This window comes from Actinokineospora xionganensis (assembly GCF_014323725.1).
GTDB classification, from domain to species: Bacteria; Actinomycetota; Actinomycetes; order Mycobacteriales; family Pseudonocardiaceae; genus Actinokineospora; species Actinokineospora xionganensis.
Genome location: NZ_JABVED010000008.1, coordinates 169296 through 187029, shown reverse-complemented (window position 1 = coordinate 187029; position 17734 = coordinate 169296). Strand labels below are relative to the sequence as shown.

Annotated in this window: 8 protein-coding genes, 4 tRNA genes and 1 pseudogene; 5 read left to right on the top strand and 8 right to left on the bottom strand. The window is 67.1% G+C overall.

The window, feature by feature from the left end:
* Positions 1 to 399 precede the first annotated feature (399 nt).
* Positions 400 to 1218, top strand: a complete 819-nt coding sequence (locus GPZ80_RS16000) for a universal stress protein (protein ID WP_187221155.1) — start codon at positions 400 to 402, stop codon at positions 1216 to 1218.
* 91 nt (positions 1219 to 1309) lie between these two features.
* Positions 1310 to 2446, top strand: a complete 1137-nt coding sequence (locus GPZ80_RS15995; protein ID WP_187221154.1) for a carboxylate-amine ligase — start codon at positions 1310 to 1312, stop codon at positions 2444 to 2446.
* Between the two features lie 166 nt (positions 2447 to 2612).
* Here GPZ80_RS15995 and GPZ80_RS15990 read toward each other — a convergent pair whose 3' ends face one another.
* Both GPZ80_RS15990 and GPZ80_RS15985 read right to left on the bottom strand, forming a co-directional pair.
* Positions 2613 to 3173, bottom strand: coding sequence for a YdeI/OmpD-associated family protein (locus GPZ80_RS15990; RefSeq protein WP_187221153.1), 561 nt, complete (start codon positions 3171 to 3173; stop codon positions 2613 to 2615).
* Between the two features lies 1 nt (position 3174).
* Positions 3175 to 3593, bottom strand: a pseudogene (locus GPZ80_RS15985) (VOC family protein).
* Positions 3594 to 3684: 91 nt separating this feature from the next.
* Here GPZ80_RS15985 and GPZ80_RS15980 point away from each other — a divergent pair.
* Positions 3685 to 4626 (top strand): helix-turn-helix transcriptional regulator, encoded by a 942-nt coding sequence (locus GPZ80_RS15980; protein ID WP_187221152.1) that lies wholly within the window; start codon positions 3685 to 3687, stop codon positions 4624 to 4626.
* A gap of 254 nt (positions 4627 to 4880) precedes the next feature.
* Here the strand turns inward: GPZ80_RS15980 and GPZ80_RS15975 are convergent.
* The 4 genes from GPZ80_RS15975 to GPZ80_RS15960 all read right to left on the bottom strand — a co-directional run bounded on the left by GPZ80_RS15975 (position 4881) and on the right by GPZ80_RS15960 (position 5735).
* Positions 4881 to 4955 (bottom strand) — tRNA-Val (locus GPZ80_RS15975).
* A 1-nt stretch (position 4956) separates the two neighbouring features.
* Positions 4957 to 5028: transfer RNA gene (locus tag GPZ80_RS15970), tRNA-Cys, on the bottom strand.
* A gap of 84 nt (positions 5029 to 5112) precedes the next feature.
* A tRNA-Gly gene (locus GPZ80_RS15965) sits at positions 5113 to 5185 on the bottom strand.
* A 124-nt stretch (positions 5186 to 5309) separates the two neighbouring features.
* A complete protein-coding gene (locus GPZ80_RS15960; RefSeq protein WP_018687187.1) occupies positions 5310 to 5735 on the bottom strand; it encodes an SsgA family sporulation/cell division regulator in 426 nt (141 codons plus the stop codon).
* 377 nt (positions 5736 to 6112) lie between these two features.
* On the opposite strand from GPZ80_RS15960, the gene GPZ80_RS15955 reads away from it, so the two are divergent.
* Positions 6113 to 6523, top strand: a complete 411-nt coding sequence (locus tag GPZ80_RS15955; protein ID WP_312880356.1) for a TIGR02611 family protein — start codon at positions 6113 to 6115, stop codon at positions 6521 to 6523.
* 49 nt (positions 6524 to 6572) lie between these two features.
* Positions 6573 to 6644: transfer RNA gene (locus GPZ80_RS15950), tRNA-Val, on the top strand.
* Between the two features lie 546 nt (positions 6645 to 7190).
* Here GPZ80_RS15950 and GPZ80_RS15945 read toward each other — a convergent pair.
* Together GPZ80_RS15945 and GPZ80_RS15940 are read right to left on the bottom strand one after the other, a co-directional pair.
* Positions 7191 to 7754 (bottom strand): hypothetical protein, encoded by a 564-nt coding sequence (locus tag GPZ80_RS15945; protein WP_187221151.1) that lies wholly within the window; start codon positions 7752 to 7754, stop codon positions 7191 to 7193.
* A gap of 1141 nt (positions 7755 to 8895) precedes the next feature.
* Entirely contained in the window at positions 8896 to 17700 is an 8805-nt protein-coding gene (locus tag GPZ80_RS15940; RefSeq protein ID WP_187221150.1) for a SpvB/TcaC N-terminal domain-containing protein, read from the bottom strand.
* Positions 17701 to 17734 lie beyond the last annotated feature (34 nt).

The following is a 17734-nucleotide window of genomic DNA, read 5'->3' as shown; positions in this document are numbered from 1 at the left end:
CGGTCGTGGGCATTCCGCACGTCGGGCAGTCGTGGTCCGGCGCCTCGTAGGGTTCCAGAACCGACGCACTGTCGCGTCCCTGCGTCGACGGGTCGTCCTTCGGTTGCGGTGCCGCGCGCCTCATCGCAGTCTCCCGGGAAAAGCCAAGCGCGTCGCCCCTTCGGCAGAGCCACCTGTGTGGGCGACGCTTCCTCGATACGCCACCATGCCCAATTAGGACCCGGTCGCGGCCGACACCGGGCACAGACCACCCGACCCGGTGACCACAGACCATCCGATCGGGCACCGGCCACCGTCCCGCGTCCGGGGTATTTCCCGGTTCGCGGTATGGCGATCACTGTCGGAATAGGACACAGTTGATGCCGGTGATGCCGAGCCTCTGCTGACGTGAGGAATTCGATGCCAGACACCCTGCACTACGCCCGCCCGTTCGTCCCCCTGCCGGAACAGACCGGGCCGCGGCGGTCGGCGGGCGAGGCGATGCCGGGGTCCGGCGTGGTGGTGGGCACCGACGGCTCGTACCTGGGGGACCGCGCGGTGGCCTGGGCGGCGCGACACGCGTCGATGCTCGGCGACGTGCTGCACGTCTACCAGTCGACCGGCGCCCACGCGGGTGCGGTCGCCCACGGCGTCAACCAGGTGGTGCACGCATACCCGGATCTTTCGGTGGAGCGCCATTTCATCGATGCGGCCGATCCGCTGGAGGCCCTGGTGGAAGCGGGCACGGCGGCCCGGCTGGTCGCGGTGGGCGCGCGCGGACGCAACCACCCGGGCCTTGGCCTGGGCCACCTGGTGCGCCCCCTGGCCGCGCGGGCGCTGTGTCCGGTGGCGGTGGTGAAGGGGCACCCGGACGCGATCCGTGGCAGGTACGCGACGGTGAGTGTCGCCGTCGGCCGCCTCACCGATGAGGTGCCGCTGGCCTTGGCAGTCGAGATGGCCGCTCGTGAAGGCGCGGGCCTGCGCGTCATCCACGCGGAGACCGGGCCGGACGACGACGTGATGTCCTGGGCGCTGGCCCGGGCCACGGAGCTGCACCCGGAAGTGCGGATCGACATCCACGCCCGGCGCTGCCTGCCCCACGAGTTCGTCGCCGCGATCACCGACACCGACCTGCTCGTCGTGGGTCGTGGCGGCACCCGCGGTCAGGCCGGGACCGGCCGTGTCACCAACGAGGCCCTGTTCCACGCGCCCTGCCCAGTGGTGGTCGCGCCGGTTTAGGAAACCGCCCGAGTGGTACCCAAGGCAGGACGAAGGTCGGGTCGGACAGACCGCGGCGACTTCGCCGCCAGTGCGAAAGCCGGGTGTGATCATGCGATCTCCCGCTCCATGTCCCTCCGTGGGGGTGGAGGAGGAGTTCTTTCTCGTTGACCCCACAACCGGGGAGCTGCTCCCACGCAACGTGGCCGTAGTCGAGTCGGCGCACCTGCACGGCGTCGAACTGGACCTGGAACTCCTGGGCGCGCAAGTCGAGACGAAGACGGCGGTCTGCTGGAGCATGCGTGAGGTCCGAGCCCAGGTCCTGGCCACCCGTGCCGCCGCGGGCGCCGCCGCCGTGCGCTCGTCGGCCCGGCTCGTCGCCACCGGAGTCAGCCTTGGCGACGACCGCGACCAACCACTGACCGACAAACAGCGCTACGCGCGGATGGCCGACGTGTTCGGCCCCATGGCCCGGGAACACGCGGTGTGCGGCTGCCACATCCACGTCGCGGTCCCCGACCGGGAGACGGCGGTGCAGGTGAGCAACCACCTTCGTCCCTGGCTCCCCATCCTGCTCGCCCTGACCGCCAACTCCGCGATCCACCGAGGCCGCGACACAGGGTATGCGAGCTGGCGCTCGATCATGTGGTCCCGCTGGCCCTGCGGCGGCCCACCCCCGTACTTCACCTCGGCCGAGCACTACGACTCACTGGTCGCGATGATGATGGAATCGGGCGTGGTGCTCGACAAAGGCATGGTGTACTGGGACATCCGGCCGTCACACCACCTGCCGACCGTGGAGATCAGAGTCAGCGACGTCCCGGCGACAGTCGACGAGACCACCTTGCTGGCGGCGTTAGTCCGGGCCTTGGTGGCCACCGCGACCAGAGCCACCCAGGCGGGCACCATGGCACTGCCGATACCCCCCGAAGCCCTGCGCGCCGCCTATTGGCGAGCCGCCCGCGACGGCATGGAGGGAACGGCGGTGGACGTCACCACCTCACAACGAGTGCCCCCGAACCAGGTCCTCGTGGGGTTGATGAGGCACATCCGGGATGAGCTGGAGGAATCCGGGGAACGCCAACAGGTGGAAAAACTCCTGCGGAAAGTCCTGGCCCAAGGCAACGGAGCCACCTCGCAACGCCGAACCCTGGCCACCCACGGCAACCTCAGCGACGTTGTGACTGTTGCCGCCCGCCGAACCTTGCAGGGCACCTCGCAACGAACCCCCTTACGCTCGATGACCTGACCAAATCGACCAACGAGAATCGCCAAGGGGACAGAGCCGAACGGCCCGCGCCGAAGACGGCCCACCCCTCTCGAAACGCAAGTGGCAGAACCGAACGGCGGACGCAGGAGCGCGCCCCACCCCCCCCAACCAAGCACCCCACCCGAATCCCGCCTCAGAGAAGCAATCAACCGCGAGCACGAACCCCAGGATGATTGGCCCGAACATTCACCGCAGCCAACTCGACCGCCCGCTCAATCCGCCGCACCCTCGTCTCCACCCGCTTGGCGCCACCAACCCACTCCATGATCAACCGCTTCGAAGACGGCGGAAACTTCTCGAAGTTCTCCCGAGCCGCCGCGTTGCGCACAAGGGCCTCCGCCAGCCCCGAATCCAGGACGACCTCCCAAGTCCCATCAACCTTGGCCTTATCGATCACCGCCTGCCCATGAGCGGTCATCTTCCCGGAAGCGATCATCGCCGCCGCCCGGTCCCGGTTCACCTGGCTCCACGTGCTCCGCGCTTTGCGTGGCGTGAACCGCAGCTGTGAGGTGTTCGCGTCGCGCTTGCGGTGGAGGCCGTCGATCCAGCCGAAGCAGAGGGCCTGCTCGACCGCCTCGTGATAGCGGGGGCTCGGGGGGCCGCTGTCCTTGTGGTGGATCACCAGCCACACCTCGGTCTCGGACTGCCCGTGCTCGGTGAGCCACGCCCGCCACTCGGCGACGCTGGTCGCGGTGAAGGTGTTCATCTCAGGCCTCCGTCCGGGAGTCGAGGACTGCCAGGTAGTGCTTGTTGAACATGACGCCCAGGATGTTGCCGAACGGGTCGACGACCGACGCGGTGACGAAATCCGGGGCCACGCTCGATCGGCTTCTCGTGCACCGTCGCCCCGAGGGCCAGCAGCCGGCCGAAGCTGCCCTGGACGTCATCCACGTGCCAGTACGTGACCGGGCCCGCCGCCGCGTCCGGCTTGGTGTGCACGGCGAAGCGGCTGTCGACGATGCCGAGTTCGTGCTGGTAGTCCCCGATGCGGAACTCGACGTACACGGGCGTTCCCTCGACCGGGCGGGCGAAGTACGGCTCGACGCCGAGCAGCTTGGTGTACCAGGCCACGGCGGGCCGGGACGTCGTCGGCGAAGAAGCTGACGGTGGTGAGTCCTCGCAGCATCGGCGGTTTCCTTCTCTCATTCGGTGACAAGAACCATCCTGCCGCCTAAAGTGCTCATCCACTGAGCACTTTGTTGGAGAAGGTGGGGGACATGCGAGCCGACCGACTTGTAGCCACCCTCTTGCTCATGCAGTCCCGCGGACGGGTGACCGCCGCCGAACTGGCCGAGGAACTGGAGGTGTCCGTCGCCACCGCTCGCCGCGATCTGGAGGCGCTGTCAGCGGCGGGCGTCCCGGTGTACCCGCAGCCCGGCCGCGGCGGTGGCTGGTCACTCGTCGGGGGAGCCCGCACCGACCTCAGCGGCCTGTCCGCCACCGAGGCGCAGGCTCTGTTCCTGCTCGTCGGCCCCGCCGCCGCTGTGTCCGACAAGGCGAAAGCCGCGCTGCGCAAGCTCGTCCGGGCGCTGCCACCGACGTTCCGCGCGGACGCCGAGGCCGCCGCGGGCGCCACGATGATCGACCCGACCAGGTGGGGCGAGCGCGACCGGCGCCGACCGGAAATGGTCGACCTGCTGCAGTCGGCCGTCGTCCGCGGCCGCAAGGTCCGCCTGATCTACACCAGCGGCGCCCGCGAGCGCTCGGAACGACTGATCGATCCGTGGGGCCTGGTCGACAAGGACGACATCTGGTACTTGCTCGCGGGCACCGAACGCGGACAGCGGACGTTCCGGGTGGACCGGATCGTCGAGGCCGAGCCGACCGACCAGCCCGCCGAACGCCCGGACGACTTCACCCTCGCCACCGCGTGGGACAAGGTCGTCGGCGAGGTCGAACAACGGCGGTCCCGCACTTGGGCGACGGTTCTCATCGAGACCCGCTACGTGCCGATCCTGCGCGACCACTTCGGCCGCCACCGCGAAACTGAAGCCGACCTGGACGACGGCCGCTCCAGGATGCGGATCGCGGCGCCGACCCCGCTGGACCTCGCCCGCAACCTCGCGGGCTGGGGCACCCAGGTCGACGTCCTCGACCCGCCCGCCGTCCAAGCCGAATTGGCCCGGATCGGCACGGAACTGGCCGGCCGATACGCCTGACCGCTCACTCCATCAGGTGGACGTAAGCCGCGACTTTCGGAGTGGCAGGAACGGCTATGGATCTGGGTCTTATCGCCGGAGCTTTCCGAGCTTCACCGACGGCACCGGCGGATCGTCCGGGTCCTATCGGCCATCGGTCACTGTGTCGCGGGGGACCATGTGGATGTCCTGACCGACGATCATCGCTCAAGCTCCCCTGAAAACAGCTGAGGCCCTGTTCCATAAAGGAACAGGGCCTATGACCAGCTGTAAACTGGTGGGCGATACTGGGATTGAACCAGTGACCCCTACCGTGTCAAGGTAGTGCTCTCCCACTGAGCTAATCGCCCGAGGCGGAGACGGGAATCGAACCCGTGTACAGGGCTTTGCAGGCCCTTGCCTAAGCCACTCGGCCACTCCGCCATGACAGAACTGTCCGATAGGACCACTCCGTCAGAACCTCGAAAGAGACTTTCGAGTACCGGCGCAGAGGCCGATCGACTTGCGAGCGGACGACGAGATTCGAACTCGCGACCCTCACCTTGGCAAGGTGATGCGCTACCAGCTGCGCCACGTCCGCAGTCCCAAATTTTCGGTACTGTGGGCCGTTGTTCGCGCCCTGTTCCCTCCGCTTTGGTACGAGTGGAACTCTATCGGACGCGTCTTCGACCTTCCAAATCGGGGGTCTACTTCGGCCTGTTCCCTCAGGTCAGGTCGGTGGAGATCAAGTGCGTGAGCGCCTCGTCGACGTCGACCCAGAGGTGTTCGTTGCCCGGGACGACGACGTCGTAGGTGCGGTCGAGGAAGTCGGCGAGCTCCTGGGCGGATGCCTCGAACACGGCGTGGCCCGACGGGGAGCTCAGCTCGATCACCACGACCTCGGGGTCGTCGACCGCCGGGCGGATGCGGACGTCGCCGTCCCCCGCCTCGGCGATGAGGCCGTCGGCCAGGAGGTCGCGGGCGAAGACCCACTCGACCCAACCGGCGCGGCCGGTGCGGAACGCCGCGACGACGGCGTACGGGTCACGCGTGTCGTAGCGCAGCTCGACCTTCACCGGGACCGCTGGGGTCCTCGGCGCCAAGAGGTCGAACACCGCTGTCGACCGAAGCGTGACATGATCGTTTCGCATCGTCGCTACCCTTCTGCTCCCTTCCCAGCCAAACGACTGAGTCCCATACATGTGACGCTCCAGCACGACGATTAGGACGCCGGATGGAGCTTTGTCACCCATCTGGGCCACTGTCGTTCGCGCAGGGCGGTCGTGCCGCTTCGTTCGGTTACGAACTTTGTCGAGGCCCCTCCATACTGGCTGGTTTTTGGCCCAGGTGGTAGCGCCCGACACCTGATTGTTGGCCGACTGACAATTCCCAGTTTTCGAATGTGCGGCTGACCTGCGCGTCGCCAGGACCCTGTGTGCAGTACCACGTCGCCGCAGGTCACGCGCGTCACCCTGCCGCCCCGCGGACGGTCTTGCACACTGGGGGCGACACCGGAAAGGTGGATCATGTGACGAGCGACACTCGTGAAGACGGTCCGATGCGTCCCGACTGGGCCGACCGCAACGCGACCACGCGCACGATCTGGCGGGTCGGCGTCGGCGTCGTCGGCGGGATCGTGCTGATCGCGGGCATCGTCATGATCCCGTACCCCGGCCCCGGCTGGCTGGTCGTCTTCGGCGGCCTCGCGATCCTCGCCATCGAGTTCACCTGGGCCCACCGAGTCCTCGCCTACGCCCGAGGCAAGTACGACGCCTGGACCGACTGGCTGCGCCGCCAGAACCTGGCGGTCCGCATCCTCGTCCTGCTGCTGACGGGACTGATCGTGGTCGTCACCATCTGGCTGCTGAACGGGTTTGCCCTGATCGGCGGCTGGGTCGGCATCGACTGGCCCTGGTTGCGATCCCCGATTTTTGGATGATCCACCCGACCCTGTAATGTCTACCCCAACGACGCGGCCCAGCCGCGGCGGGCGATTAGCTCAGCGGGAGAGCACTTCGTTCACACCGAAGGGGTCACTGGTTCGATCCCAGTATCGCCCACGCAGGTCAGGCCCCATCCATGCAAGACGGATGGGGCCTGATTTCTTTCCTGCCTGACTAACTGCCTGACTAAGCCGCCGAACCGGGGAACAGCCGGTCGATAGTGTCCGCACCGTCTTGCACGACGGGCCGGATCTGATGGCGGTAGACCTGCTCGGTCACCGACGTGCCGCTGTGTCCAACGAGGCGAGAGATCTACTCGATCGGTATACCGCCATCGGAGAGCAGCGAGACGAAGCTGTGCCGCAATTCGCGAGGCGTCCAGTTCGCAGCCGAGAGACCGGCCCGCGTGGCGACCCGGCGAACGCACGCCGGATGTTGTGAGCGTCCAGCTCCGTTCCCACCTCGGACGCGAACACCAGGCCGTGCTCTTGCCAGCGTGCCCCGGCGATTGCGCGCGTTGCTGCCTGCCGCGCCTTCTGCGCGTCCACGCATCGCTGCGGAAGGGCCGGCGACCGCTTGGACTTCTTGGTCTTGGTATCCCCACCCGCACGGACCGACCGCCACACCATGACGTGAGGCGGAACAGGCGGTTCCGCCTTCGGGCTACCTGCCAAGTCGACGTGCGACCATGTGAGTGGACGCATTTCCTCGGTACGCACCCGGACAGCAGACACGACAATGTAGGCACCCAATAGTCGAGTCGTTGACCTCAGCCGCGGCCAACAAGGCTTCCGCCTGGTCGAAGTTCAACGACTTCGACGGTCGCCCCGGCTGACCGGTCGGCAAGTCGCGGAGCAGCACGACGTTCCGCTTGACCTTGTCTCGGGCCTGAGCGCGTGCGACTGAGCGTTGAAGGATTGGGCGGACGTCTTGCAGCGTGCGCGTCGAAAGGATCTTCGCCTTCTCGGCCAACCACTTGTCCACATCGTCAGCGGACAACTTGCGCAGTTTCGGCGCGCCAACGTCGGGTATCACGTGGCCGTTGGCGAGCGTCGACAGCTGCACGGTGACCTCTACCGAGAGATCATCGCCTTCGACGATCGCGGCGACCCGGTATTCCTCGACCTGTTGCCGACGCTGGGCGACACGGCGTTCGACTGGGCCTTCTTCGTCGTCTACCACCACCCGGCGGCTGACCCGATCCCGTGGCTGCGACTGGCCTGCCACGCCGGTCGCATGACGGCGCTGACCCTGCGGCCTTGCTGCTGTGCGTGGACGGGTTGCTCTTCTACCGCGAAGTCGGCGATCCCCGGGCGACCCGGATGCGGCAGGTCATGTCCGTGATCGAGGCAACCGGTGACCACCCGTCTGATCCGACACGCTCAGACAATGTTCGGTGCCGCCTTCCGTGTCAACGGCGACCCCGCCGTGCCGGTCGCGTCGACCCCGTCAGATCAGGCAGCGTGCCGGGATACGCGCGACTCGATCGGATCGGTCGGCTCCTGCGTCGCCAGCGGTTCGGCAGGTGCGTCGAGACCGCGGACCGGCTGCGGAAAGGCGACAGGCCTGCTGCGGTCCTCGATCATCGCGGGCCGCGCCTGGTCGTGGCCCACGGCTGCTCAACTCCGTGATCGCCTGGGTCGGCGAGCACCGCGGCGAGCCATTGACGGAGGTGTTCCTGCCTGCAGCCCCGTGCCTGGACCCCCTGGTACTACAGGATGACGATCTTCGATCGAGGTGCCTGCGGTTGCTCGACCGCACCGAACCACGACAGTCCGTGGCCCGACACACGCGGCTTCCTCAACAAACCCACCAACACCACCACCGGCCTCACCGACATCGGCGCCCGCCACTACGACCCCACTCTCGGCGCCTTCAACTGGCCCAACTCACCGACGATGCCGGTACCCAGTGGTCTCTGGGGTCGACGCCGGCCTGGGTCGGGTCAGGTCTGGTGCCCGTTCGCCCACCCTGCCCGGTACGTGGGTCCAGCTCACCCTGATCCACACCGACAAGCGACGACGAGCTGACGACCAGAGATCAACTACATGAGCTGACCTTCGGGTTCCTGGTCGTGCGAAAGATCCGGGTTAGCAACGCGATCTGGTCCACGGCCCGCCAACGTCAGGCCGCTCAGCCTCTTCGTCTGGCTGCAGGTCGAGGACTGCCGACAGTGTTGGATCCAGGTCCACGACGTGCCCAAGACCCACGACGCGATAGTAGGCCGGATCATCTGGGTGGTTATCTCCGCACAAGGCACACCAGGAGCCGTCCGGCCGGGTCACATAGAGCACCGGCCGGGAACCGGCGAACACATGAGTGCAGACGTAAGATTTGGTCCCGTAGGCAAGTCCGGGCATCAGCTCGCTCATATCGTCCCTTGATGCCACTGTTTCGGCAAAGGCATGCGCCCCGTCCCGAACCACTCTACTGGTGTCAGCGGGCCCTTGCCCCGGTTGCACGTGCGGCAGATACCGTCAATGTTGTCGATGTCCCGCCCACCACCCTGCGTGTGTGGCGTCCGGTGATCGAACTCCCTGGAGTTCGGCGACCCTGCCGTGGTCGTCATCGACTGGCCGCAGTACCCGCAAGTCATATTGCCGTTGCTGTCCGTGGCATTGGCGTCGGCGGCGTCCCGGGTGGCCTTGACCGGTTTCCGGCATGTGTTGTGAACAAGTAAGTCGTGCTCGCCGACGTGGTAGGTATGGATCCCTTCCACCATCAGGTTGTAGGCGGGCGCCTCGTGCGCGGTGTCCCGCTGGAGGCCGGACACCGTGACTTCACGACCGTCAGCGGCAAGGGCCAGCTCACCGGACTCGAGTTCGTCGGCACGCTCGAACTTCCGATCCGTTACCGACCAGAAGGGGTGGTCTTCGGTGGTGGTGATGACCTCGCCGTTGACGAGCAGGTCGATGACGGTGTCGTCATGCACGAAGACGTGCTCTACCGTCCTCGCTTCTTGCGCGTCGGTTTCTGGGTCGGTGGCGACGACTATGTCCCCAACCGCGACGTCCTGAATGGGCTTGCGTGAACCGTCTGCCATTAGGACAAGCGTGGTGCCGGCGAACGAACAGCTCTCGGCTGCCGTTTTCGGGCCCGGAGAGTCGGGCTTCGGTGCGCCCGCCTTTGTCGGGGGATTCGGGGCGGCTTTGCCCGCGTCCACGGCCTTGTCGGTCGCTTTGGCCGTGTCGGAAACGGTGTCGGCGGCGTTGACTGCCTTGTTGGCCAGTTTGGCGGCGGTGGCGACGTTGCCCGCGCCGGGGATCGCTCCGGCCAGGGACAGGGCGGCGTTGGTCTTGTCGCCTTCGGCCAGGTACCAGCCCGCGTTGGCCACGTCCGCCGCCTCGCCGACCACCGGAACCATGCCTGCCACGTCGAGCGCGGTGTGGCCGAAGTTCTTCAGGGTTTGCTTCGACGGCATCTTTATCTTCGGCATCTTGGGCATGCCGAGTCTGCCGTCCGGGTCGATCAGCTCGAGCGGGTCGTTGTGGACGTAGGTGTAGGCGGCGAGGTTGCGGGGTTCGTGGATCCCGCCGGAGCCTGCCTCGCTGTCGAAGTAGTCGGGCAGCGCGGGGTCGGGGCTGGCCCAGAGTTGGGTTCTGGGGTTGTAATAGCGGGCGCCGTGGTAGTTGAGGCCGGTTTCCTCGTCTTGTTCCTTCCCGGTGAACTTGTAGGGGACTGGTGCGCCGGTCGAGCCACCCGCGTGTTCCTCGACCCAGGTCTCGCCGAAGGGGAAGTACTCGAGGTGCTGGGTGAGTTGGCCTTGGCTGTCGGTGAGGTAGCCTGCTGAGCCGATGTGGTCGGCGTGGAAGTAGTGCTGGTCGGACTCGACCGAACCGCTGGTGTCGACGGTTTTGGTGGTGAGGCGGTTGTCGCCGACGAAGATGTGCTTGTACCCGGTTCCATCGCGTTCGCTGTAGTTGTTGTTCGGGTAGATCGTGGTGCCGTCGCCCTGCTTGACGACCCGGTCGCCCTTCGCGTCGTACAGATACTTCACCGTCGCGTTCGCGCACCCGGCCGGGTCCTGCGTGAGGGTCGATGTGGCGTGGTCGTCGTTGCAGGCGAGACGGTTGTCCTCGTCCCACACGTACTGGCGCCGCTTCGCCGGAGCCGTCGCGGTGTTGACGGTGTCGGTCAGGTTGCCGTTCGCGTCATACCCGTGAGCGATCGGTCCAACCTGGCTCGGCGCGTGCGGCCTGCCGGAGTCGTAGGTGTAGGGATACGTGTAGCTGGTCGCGTCCTGCACCTCGGTCGGGTTCGACGGGTCCTCGACCGGCTCGATCGGGCCCAGCGGCCGGCCCTTGTCGTAGGACGACAGGGTGAACTGCGACTGGCTGCCGGTGATGGTGTGCGTCTGGACCTTCGACGTGGCGTTGTGGATCGAGTCGTACCCCATCGCCAGCGTGTACCGGTTCGGCTTGCTGTCGCCGCCGATGTACTCACCACTCGCCGAGGTGAGCCGGTAGAGCTCGTCGTAACCGAAGGTCTGCGTGCTCGGCCCGCCGATGGCGCCCGCCGGGGCGGCGTTGGCCAGCTTCGTGATGTTGCCGGTGGCGTCGCGGGTGTAGCTGATGTCCTGGAAGCTGGTTCCGTTGGCCAGCTTCGACTTCAGCGTGGCGAGCTGTCGGTCGGCCGGGTCGTAGGTGTAGGTGGTGCGGACGCCGGTTCCAGTCTCCTGTAGCAGCCGCTGCCCGAACTTGTCGTAGTCCAGTCGAGCCACATAGGTGTAGTTGGTGCCGTTCTTCACACCGGCGGCCTTGTTGATCAGGCCCGCGGTGTCGTAGTCGTAGGTCAGCACCTCGTTGTCCGGGTAGGTCAGTTGCAGTACCCGGTTGAACGAGTCGTAGGTCCATCGGGTGGTGAACGACTTGGCGGCCTGATTGGGCAGGGACACCGTGCGGGTCTCGCGGGTGAGCTCACCCAGCGCGCCGTAGCCGCGGGTGATCGTGCCCGCCGCGTCACGCACCTCCGAGATCCGGTCGGCGGTGTTGTCCGCCGCGCCGGGGGCGCCGTAGGTGTAGGACACGTTGTTGGCCGGGAACGTCGGGTACCGCAGGCCCTTCAGCCGGGTGTAGTCGTAGTCGAACTCGACCTGCTTGCTCGCGGCGCGCAGGTTCGCGGTGATCCTGGCGGTGATGTTGTTCGCCATGTCGTAGCGCGTCTCGGTGCGCCCGTTGTCCGGGCTGTCGATCACGGTGCGCCTACCGAACCCGTCGTACTCGGCGCGGGTGACGTTGTTCTTGTCGTCGGTCACCGCGGTCAGCTCGCCCAGCGGGTTGTATTCGTAGCTGGTCCACACGACCGGCTGCCCGCCCGACGGGTTGAACTCCTTCACCGCCGTGGTCAACTCGCGCACATCGGTGTACGTGCGACGCTGCTTGCCGTTGGCGTCGGTGCCGATCTTCTCGAACCGGGTCACCCCGCCACGGTCCTGCCCGAACCCGAACGCGAACTGAGTGGTCGTGTTGTCCGGCAGCACCATCTTGGTCTTGCGGTCCAACACATCGAACGAATCCCGGGTCGGCGCCACCGAATCGAACGCCGGATTGAACGTGGTGTTCGCCGGGCCCTTCGCCTCGGTGACCGGCTGGTAGATCTCCACGATCCGACCGAGGAGATCGACCTTCGTCCGACCCGAGACGATCATCACCGCCGCCGGGGTGGCTCCCGGGGTGGCCGCGACGGAGGCGTCCTTCTTGGTCTGCACGACCTGCCTCAGGCCGTCTACAAAGGACACCGTGTCGATGGTGTCGGTGCGCAGGCTGGCCGCGGCGCGGTCGGCATGCCGAGTGATCGCGTACGGCACGGCGGCTTCGGGGTGGTACTCCATGTCGATGGTCACCCGGCCGGTGCCGATCTCGTACGGGCCGGTGACGGTCTTCAGCCGACCGATCGTGTCGTACGAGCGCAGCACCTGCTGGTTGTTCTGATCGACTGTGCGGTCCGCCAGCCCGTACTTCAGGTTGTGGGTCGAGTTGGAGCGGTAGCCGAAACTGTCCACGACGGACTCGATATGAACACCGACCACGGTGTCGTAGCCGTACTCCAGCTTGTACCGCTGGCCGGTCTTGTTCTCCGGGCCGGTCACCGATTTCAGGTTTCCGTCCGGATAGTACTCCAGGTCGGTGGTGGCAAAGACGTCCTCGGCGAGGAACTCCCGCAGCTGGGTCATGGCGCCCGTAGAGCAGTCCACAGTGGAATCGCGGTAGCGCAGGTACTCGAACGGGGTTGCCCGGTTCTCCCACACCACGCGGGCGGTGCCGATGATGTTGCGGTCGCGGCAGGCCTGGTCCGTCGCGGTGTACTCGAAATGGGCTTCCACGTCGTCGGCGGTGCCGTCGTCGGCGGCGTCGAACGACCGGGTCAGGTTGCCGTACTCGTCGTAGGACATCTCCACATGGGTGGACTTCCGCGGCGTGGGATCGCCCTCGAACCAGCGGGTGTCGGTGCGAGCCAGCAACGGCACCGCGGTCGCCGTGCCGGACCCCGGGGCGGCGTCACCACCGGTGGCGACATCGCGCAGCTGGTAGGTGTTGACCGTTTCCTTGTACGGCTTGCCTGCCCCGTCCCTCGTCACCGTCCGGGTCAGCAGACCCTTGGTGTATTGCCCGTCGGTGCGGTACTCGTCGGTCACGGTCCGGTACAGAGCCTCGCTCGCGGCCGGGTCGCGGATCTCGGTGGTGACCGTGCCGAAGCCGTTGAAGTCCCTCTCGTAGCGGTCGTACTTGCCGTTCTCGTACTTGACGGTGGTCACCGTGGTGTCCGCACCGTCGCCTGCGAGCCCATCGAACACGGCGACCCTGGTCATGGCCCACTGGGAGTCGGGCATGTCGGTGGTGTTGCCCGTGCGGGTGTAGTCGAGGTCGATTCTCGCTCCCAGCGGGCGGGACACGCTGCGGAGGAGGTTGGTGCGGCCGGTGTTGTTGGTGGCGACGGTGAGTTGGTTGTCGCGGGTGGATCTGACGTGGTCGGCGAGCCCGTCGCCGTTGATGTCCTGGAGGCTGACTTCCGCGCGGCCGATGCCGATGGAGGCGTTGGCGCCGGGGTTGAAGACGAACACGCCGACCGGGGTGGGCAGGCCCACGGTGAAGTAGACGCCCGCGCCGAGGCTGGCGTTCTTGTCGACGGCGATGTCGGAGAAGCTGCCCCGGAACGGGGTGGGGGCGGTGAAGCCGGTGCCGGTGTTGATGGCGACCTTGATCGCGTTGGCGCCGTCGGTGAACACCCGATCGGTGAGGCCGTCGCCGTTGAGGTCCACCATGCTCACGTTGGTGAACGAGGTTCCCAACTCGGCGGACACACCGCCCGCGAAGCCGTAGCGGTCGACGTTGAACCCGAGGTTGACGCCGACGTTGCGGCTCGACGCGTCGTTGATCGCTCCGGGCGACCACGGTTCGCGCGGGGCGAAGGAGTAGCCGAGGTTCAGCTGGGCGTCGCCGTTGCCGAACACCTTGTCCGGCAACCCGTCGCCATTGATGTCCATCAGTTCGAGGCGGGTGTCGGACTCGCCACCCCCCAGACTGCCGCCGATGCCGAGAGAGGGTTGGACCGAGCCGGTGGAGGAGGTGTTGGCGCTGGTGCCCGCGTCGGGCGCGGACATGCCCAGGGCGCTGGCGATGGTGGCGGACTCACTGCCCGCCGAGTACGACACGTTGCCGGAGACGTTGTCCGTTTCGCGGACGTTGCCACCCAGGGTGCCGCGCCCGCCGCCGAGTCCACCGGTGGCGTCGGAGAACTGGATTTCCTTGGCGCCGACGACATCGGGGAAACGGTCGCCGTTGAGGTCGAGGTAGTCGACCGAGCCCGCGGTGATGCCGCCGACCACGGTTCCCCCGAACGGGCCTGCGGCGAGGGTGGCGGAGACCTGGCCGGTGACGCCGCGGCGCATCACCGCCCGGTCGCCCGCCACGTCGGCGTCGGTGACGACGTCAATGGTGTCGGCGCCGAGACGCGAACTGGTCGCCATCGCGGCGGTGACCCAGGAGGAGTCGTCCTGCGCGGCCCAGCCGCCCTTGGCGGGGATGGGCGCGAACACCGCGAGCCGCGGCATGGCCACCCGCGGGTTCGCGGCGAACGGTGCGACGTCGGCTTCCTTGGGTTCCTTGGGCAGCGCGTCCTTGAAGCTCTGGTCCAGCACCAGTTCGGCCTGTTTGATCGGCTGGGTGGCGCGGTCCCGGTTGCCCTGGTAACCGATGACACCCCACCCGCGGTAGGGCTGGGCGAACGCCCCCTGCGCGACCGAGCCGTGCATGGCGCTGGGCGCGGCGTGGAACGCAGGCCACGGCGAGGACACGTCGTAGGTGGCCGACGCGGACTGCCCGGTGAGCATGCCGAGCAGGCTGGAATCGGTCGTGGAGTAGTCGATGAACAATTCGTCGCCCGCGGTGGCCTGAACCGTCAGGTCCAGGTTCTGGCCGCCGAAGTAGGTGTCCTTGGCCGCGAAGACCCGTTTGCCGAGCAACTGCCCGCCGCGCTTCTTCACCGTGAACGCGATCTTGCTGTCACCGAACAGGCCGAAGTGGAAGCTGACCTTCGGCCGCACCTTCAACTGGCCGGTCTTGGTCACCTTGTAGGTCTGCTGCGGGGCGGTGAGGGTGTTCGCCGGAAACATGTCCATGTCGAACGGGGGGTTGATCACCAGGGTGGGCTGGCCCGTGTCGTCGACGAGCCGCTCCACCCCGGGCGCCGTCGTGTAGTGGGCCTTGGGCACCCAGGACAGCGCGGACGCGTCGATCGGCGAGTCGGACCTCACCCGCCACGACATCTTCTCGAACATGCTGACCGGGATGCTGAGGTCGATCGCGGTGGTCCCGGTCGACGCGGCGGGCAGCACCCTCGTGAACACGGTCGCGGGGGCGTGGACCCCGTTGCCCTTTGTGATCTCCACGGTCACGTCGTCGGAGGTGGCCTTGCTCTTGACCACGTCGCCGGTGAGCCGCAGCGTGCCGGTGACCGGGACCGTCACCAGTGACGGCCTGCCGCCGAAGGTGAAGTCGCTCGACGCCTTGAAGACCGTGTTGGCCAGTCCGTTCACGTCCGCGCTCGCGGCGATGTCGGTGTAGGTGATCTGTGGGTCCCACGCCACCGTGTCGTACTTGCCGTCCAGAATGGACTGCGTGCGGAAGTAGAGCGCCTCACCCTTCTTGACCGGGATCGACGCCACGTTGGCCGGGGCGAACTCGATGTGGTCTTCCGGGCCGATGCGCTGCGCCCACAGTTCGGTGTCCTTGTGCTGGATGGTGACCCGCACACCGTCGGCCTTGGTGTAGGCGGCCCGCGCCGGGGACGTGTCCTCGGTCAACCGCACTCGGCCATCGACCCGCACCGTGCCGTTGAACGGCGCGACCCAGCGCCGCACCGAGTCCAGCAGCGGCGAGTTGTCCACCTGCTGGTTGACCTGCGCGGTCTGGTCACCGACGATCTCGCCGGTCACCGCACCGCCCCCGATCGGCGCCGGGGTCCGACCGGAGTCCGCGCTGTAAGCGGGCAGGCCGTTGGCGTCGAGGTAGCCGAACAGCACGCCGCCGTTGTTGACCAGGTCGACGATGCCGTCACCGTTGACATCGCTGAAGAACCGGTCCGACGTGGTCGTGGTGCCCACGAAATCCAGCTGTGCCGACGTGGCTAGCACGTACGCCTCGACGCCGATGGTGCCGGACAACGTGCGTTCGGTCGAGATTCCCGGCAGGTTCGCCAGCTTGACCGGGGTGTCGCCGAACTTCGGTTCACCGCCGGGTTTGGCCAGATTGGGCCGGTAGAACACTTCGTTGTTCTTGCGGAACACCTTGTCCGGCAGGTTGTCGCCGTTCACATCGGCCAATGCCACCAGTCCGTCGGACTGGCCCGCGTTGAACCCGACCTTCAACCCGACCGAGCCTTCCTTGGTCGGCAGCCCTTGCACGTTGTATCCGGCGAACAGGTGCGCGCCGAACCCGGCGGTCGTATTCGCCGAGATCGCCGACGCCTCGCCTTCGCGGATGTTCACGCCCAGGTCGTCGTCCGGCACCGCCCACTCCGCGGCGGCGGCGAAAGCGTTGTAGTTGCCCGCGGTGTCCCGCACGTCGTCGAAGTAGTCGAACGTGTGTGTGGTGAACAACTGGTTGTCCTCGCCGAACTGCGAGACGGACGCGAGCAGCGTCTTCGCGTACGCGCCGGTGCGGTAGTTCAGCTCATAGGCCCGGATCAGATCGCCGTCCAGTTTCACCTCGACCCGGCGCAGCAGATCGGCCGTCACCTTCTTGAATCCCAGCCGGGCGTCGACCTGCACATCACCCCGTCGCGGCTCACCCCGCTCCCGGTCCCGGATGAACGTGACCGAGTAGCGCCCCTCGGTGGCGCCGCTGCCGGTGTAGGTGATCTTGGCCGGGTAGAGGTTGGTCCCCGGCACCGCCGAGTTCGCCGTACCCCCGTCGGCCACCTTCGCGTGGTGGTAGCGCCGGAAGTTGTCGTGCGTGTCGCGCACCTCACGCAGCGCCCACATGCCGACGTTGCCGGACGCGTCGGTCACCGTGGTGTCCGCCGCGCCGCCGTAGAACGAGCGGGTGCCGGACTTGTCAGTGACCTCCCACCAGTAGTTCTTCGGGCTGTCGCCGTGCCGCACGATCCGATCGAACTGGCCCTCCACCCGCGTGTGGAACACCTTCTCGCTCGTGCGGGCCTGCAACTCCCCACGGTGCGCCACCGGCGTCAACTGCTCGCCGTTGAGCAGGTACGTCTCCGTCTCCAGCCCGGTGTGATACCTGGGCACGCCCCATCGGGTGTCCAGGGTGATAGCCGGGGTGGAGACGTCCCAGCCGACGCCGGTCCAGCCGCTCCCACCTCCCGAGCTGTAGGCGACCGATAGGGTCGGCTGCAGATCAGCCCGGCCTTTCGGGACTTCGAACGGAAACGACAACCGCGCGTCGCCGGAATTGTTCGCCGACGGCGGCGCGATCAGATTCACGTTCGCAGCCGGATCAGCGGCCTTGATGTCCTTGATCTGATTCGGGTTGAAAGACGTGCCCTCGGGGTGCTCGGGCGCCGTCACGGCGGAATTCGCATCACCGGCCGTGGGACTCGGGCCGAACAGTTCCGGCACGACCAGCCCAGACCCGAGCAGGGCGACCAGCACCGCCAGCACGACACAGGTGCGGCGAAAACGGACTGGGCCGCGGTCTTCCAGCCGGAGAATCATGGTGGGCTTCCTGACGTTCTGGCGGAGCACGGCA

Bases quoted from the DNA above. Each gene is read 5' to 3' on its own strand.
- GPZ80_RS15940 (WP_187221150.1), bottom strand. From the start codon at position 17,700: ATGATTCTCCGGCTGGAAGACCGCGGCCCAGTCCGTTTTCGCCGCACC.
- GPZ80_RS15995 (WP_187221154.1), top strand. From the start codon at position 1,310: ATGCGATCTCCCGCTCCATGTCCCTCCGTGGGGGTGGAGGAGGAGTTC.
- GPZ80_RS16000 (WP_187221155.1), top strand. From the start codon at position 400: ATGCCAGACACCCTGCACTACGCCCGCCCGTTCGTCCCCCTGCCGGAA.
- GPZ80_RS15990 (WP_187221153.1), bottom strand. From the start codon at position 3,173: ATGAACACCTTCACCGCGACCAGCGTCGCCGAGTGGCGGGCGTGGCTC.
- GPZ80_RS15980 (WP_187221152.1), top strand. From the start codon at position 3,685: ATGCGAGCCGACCGACTTGTAGCCACCCTCTTGCTCATGCAGTCCCGC.
- GPZ80_RS15960 (WP_018687187.1), bottom strand. From the start codon at position 5,735: ATGCGAAACGATCATGTCACGCTTCGGTCGACAGCGGTGTTCGACCTC.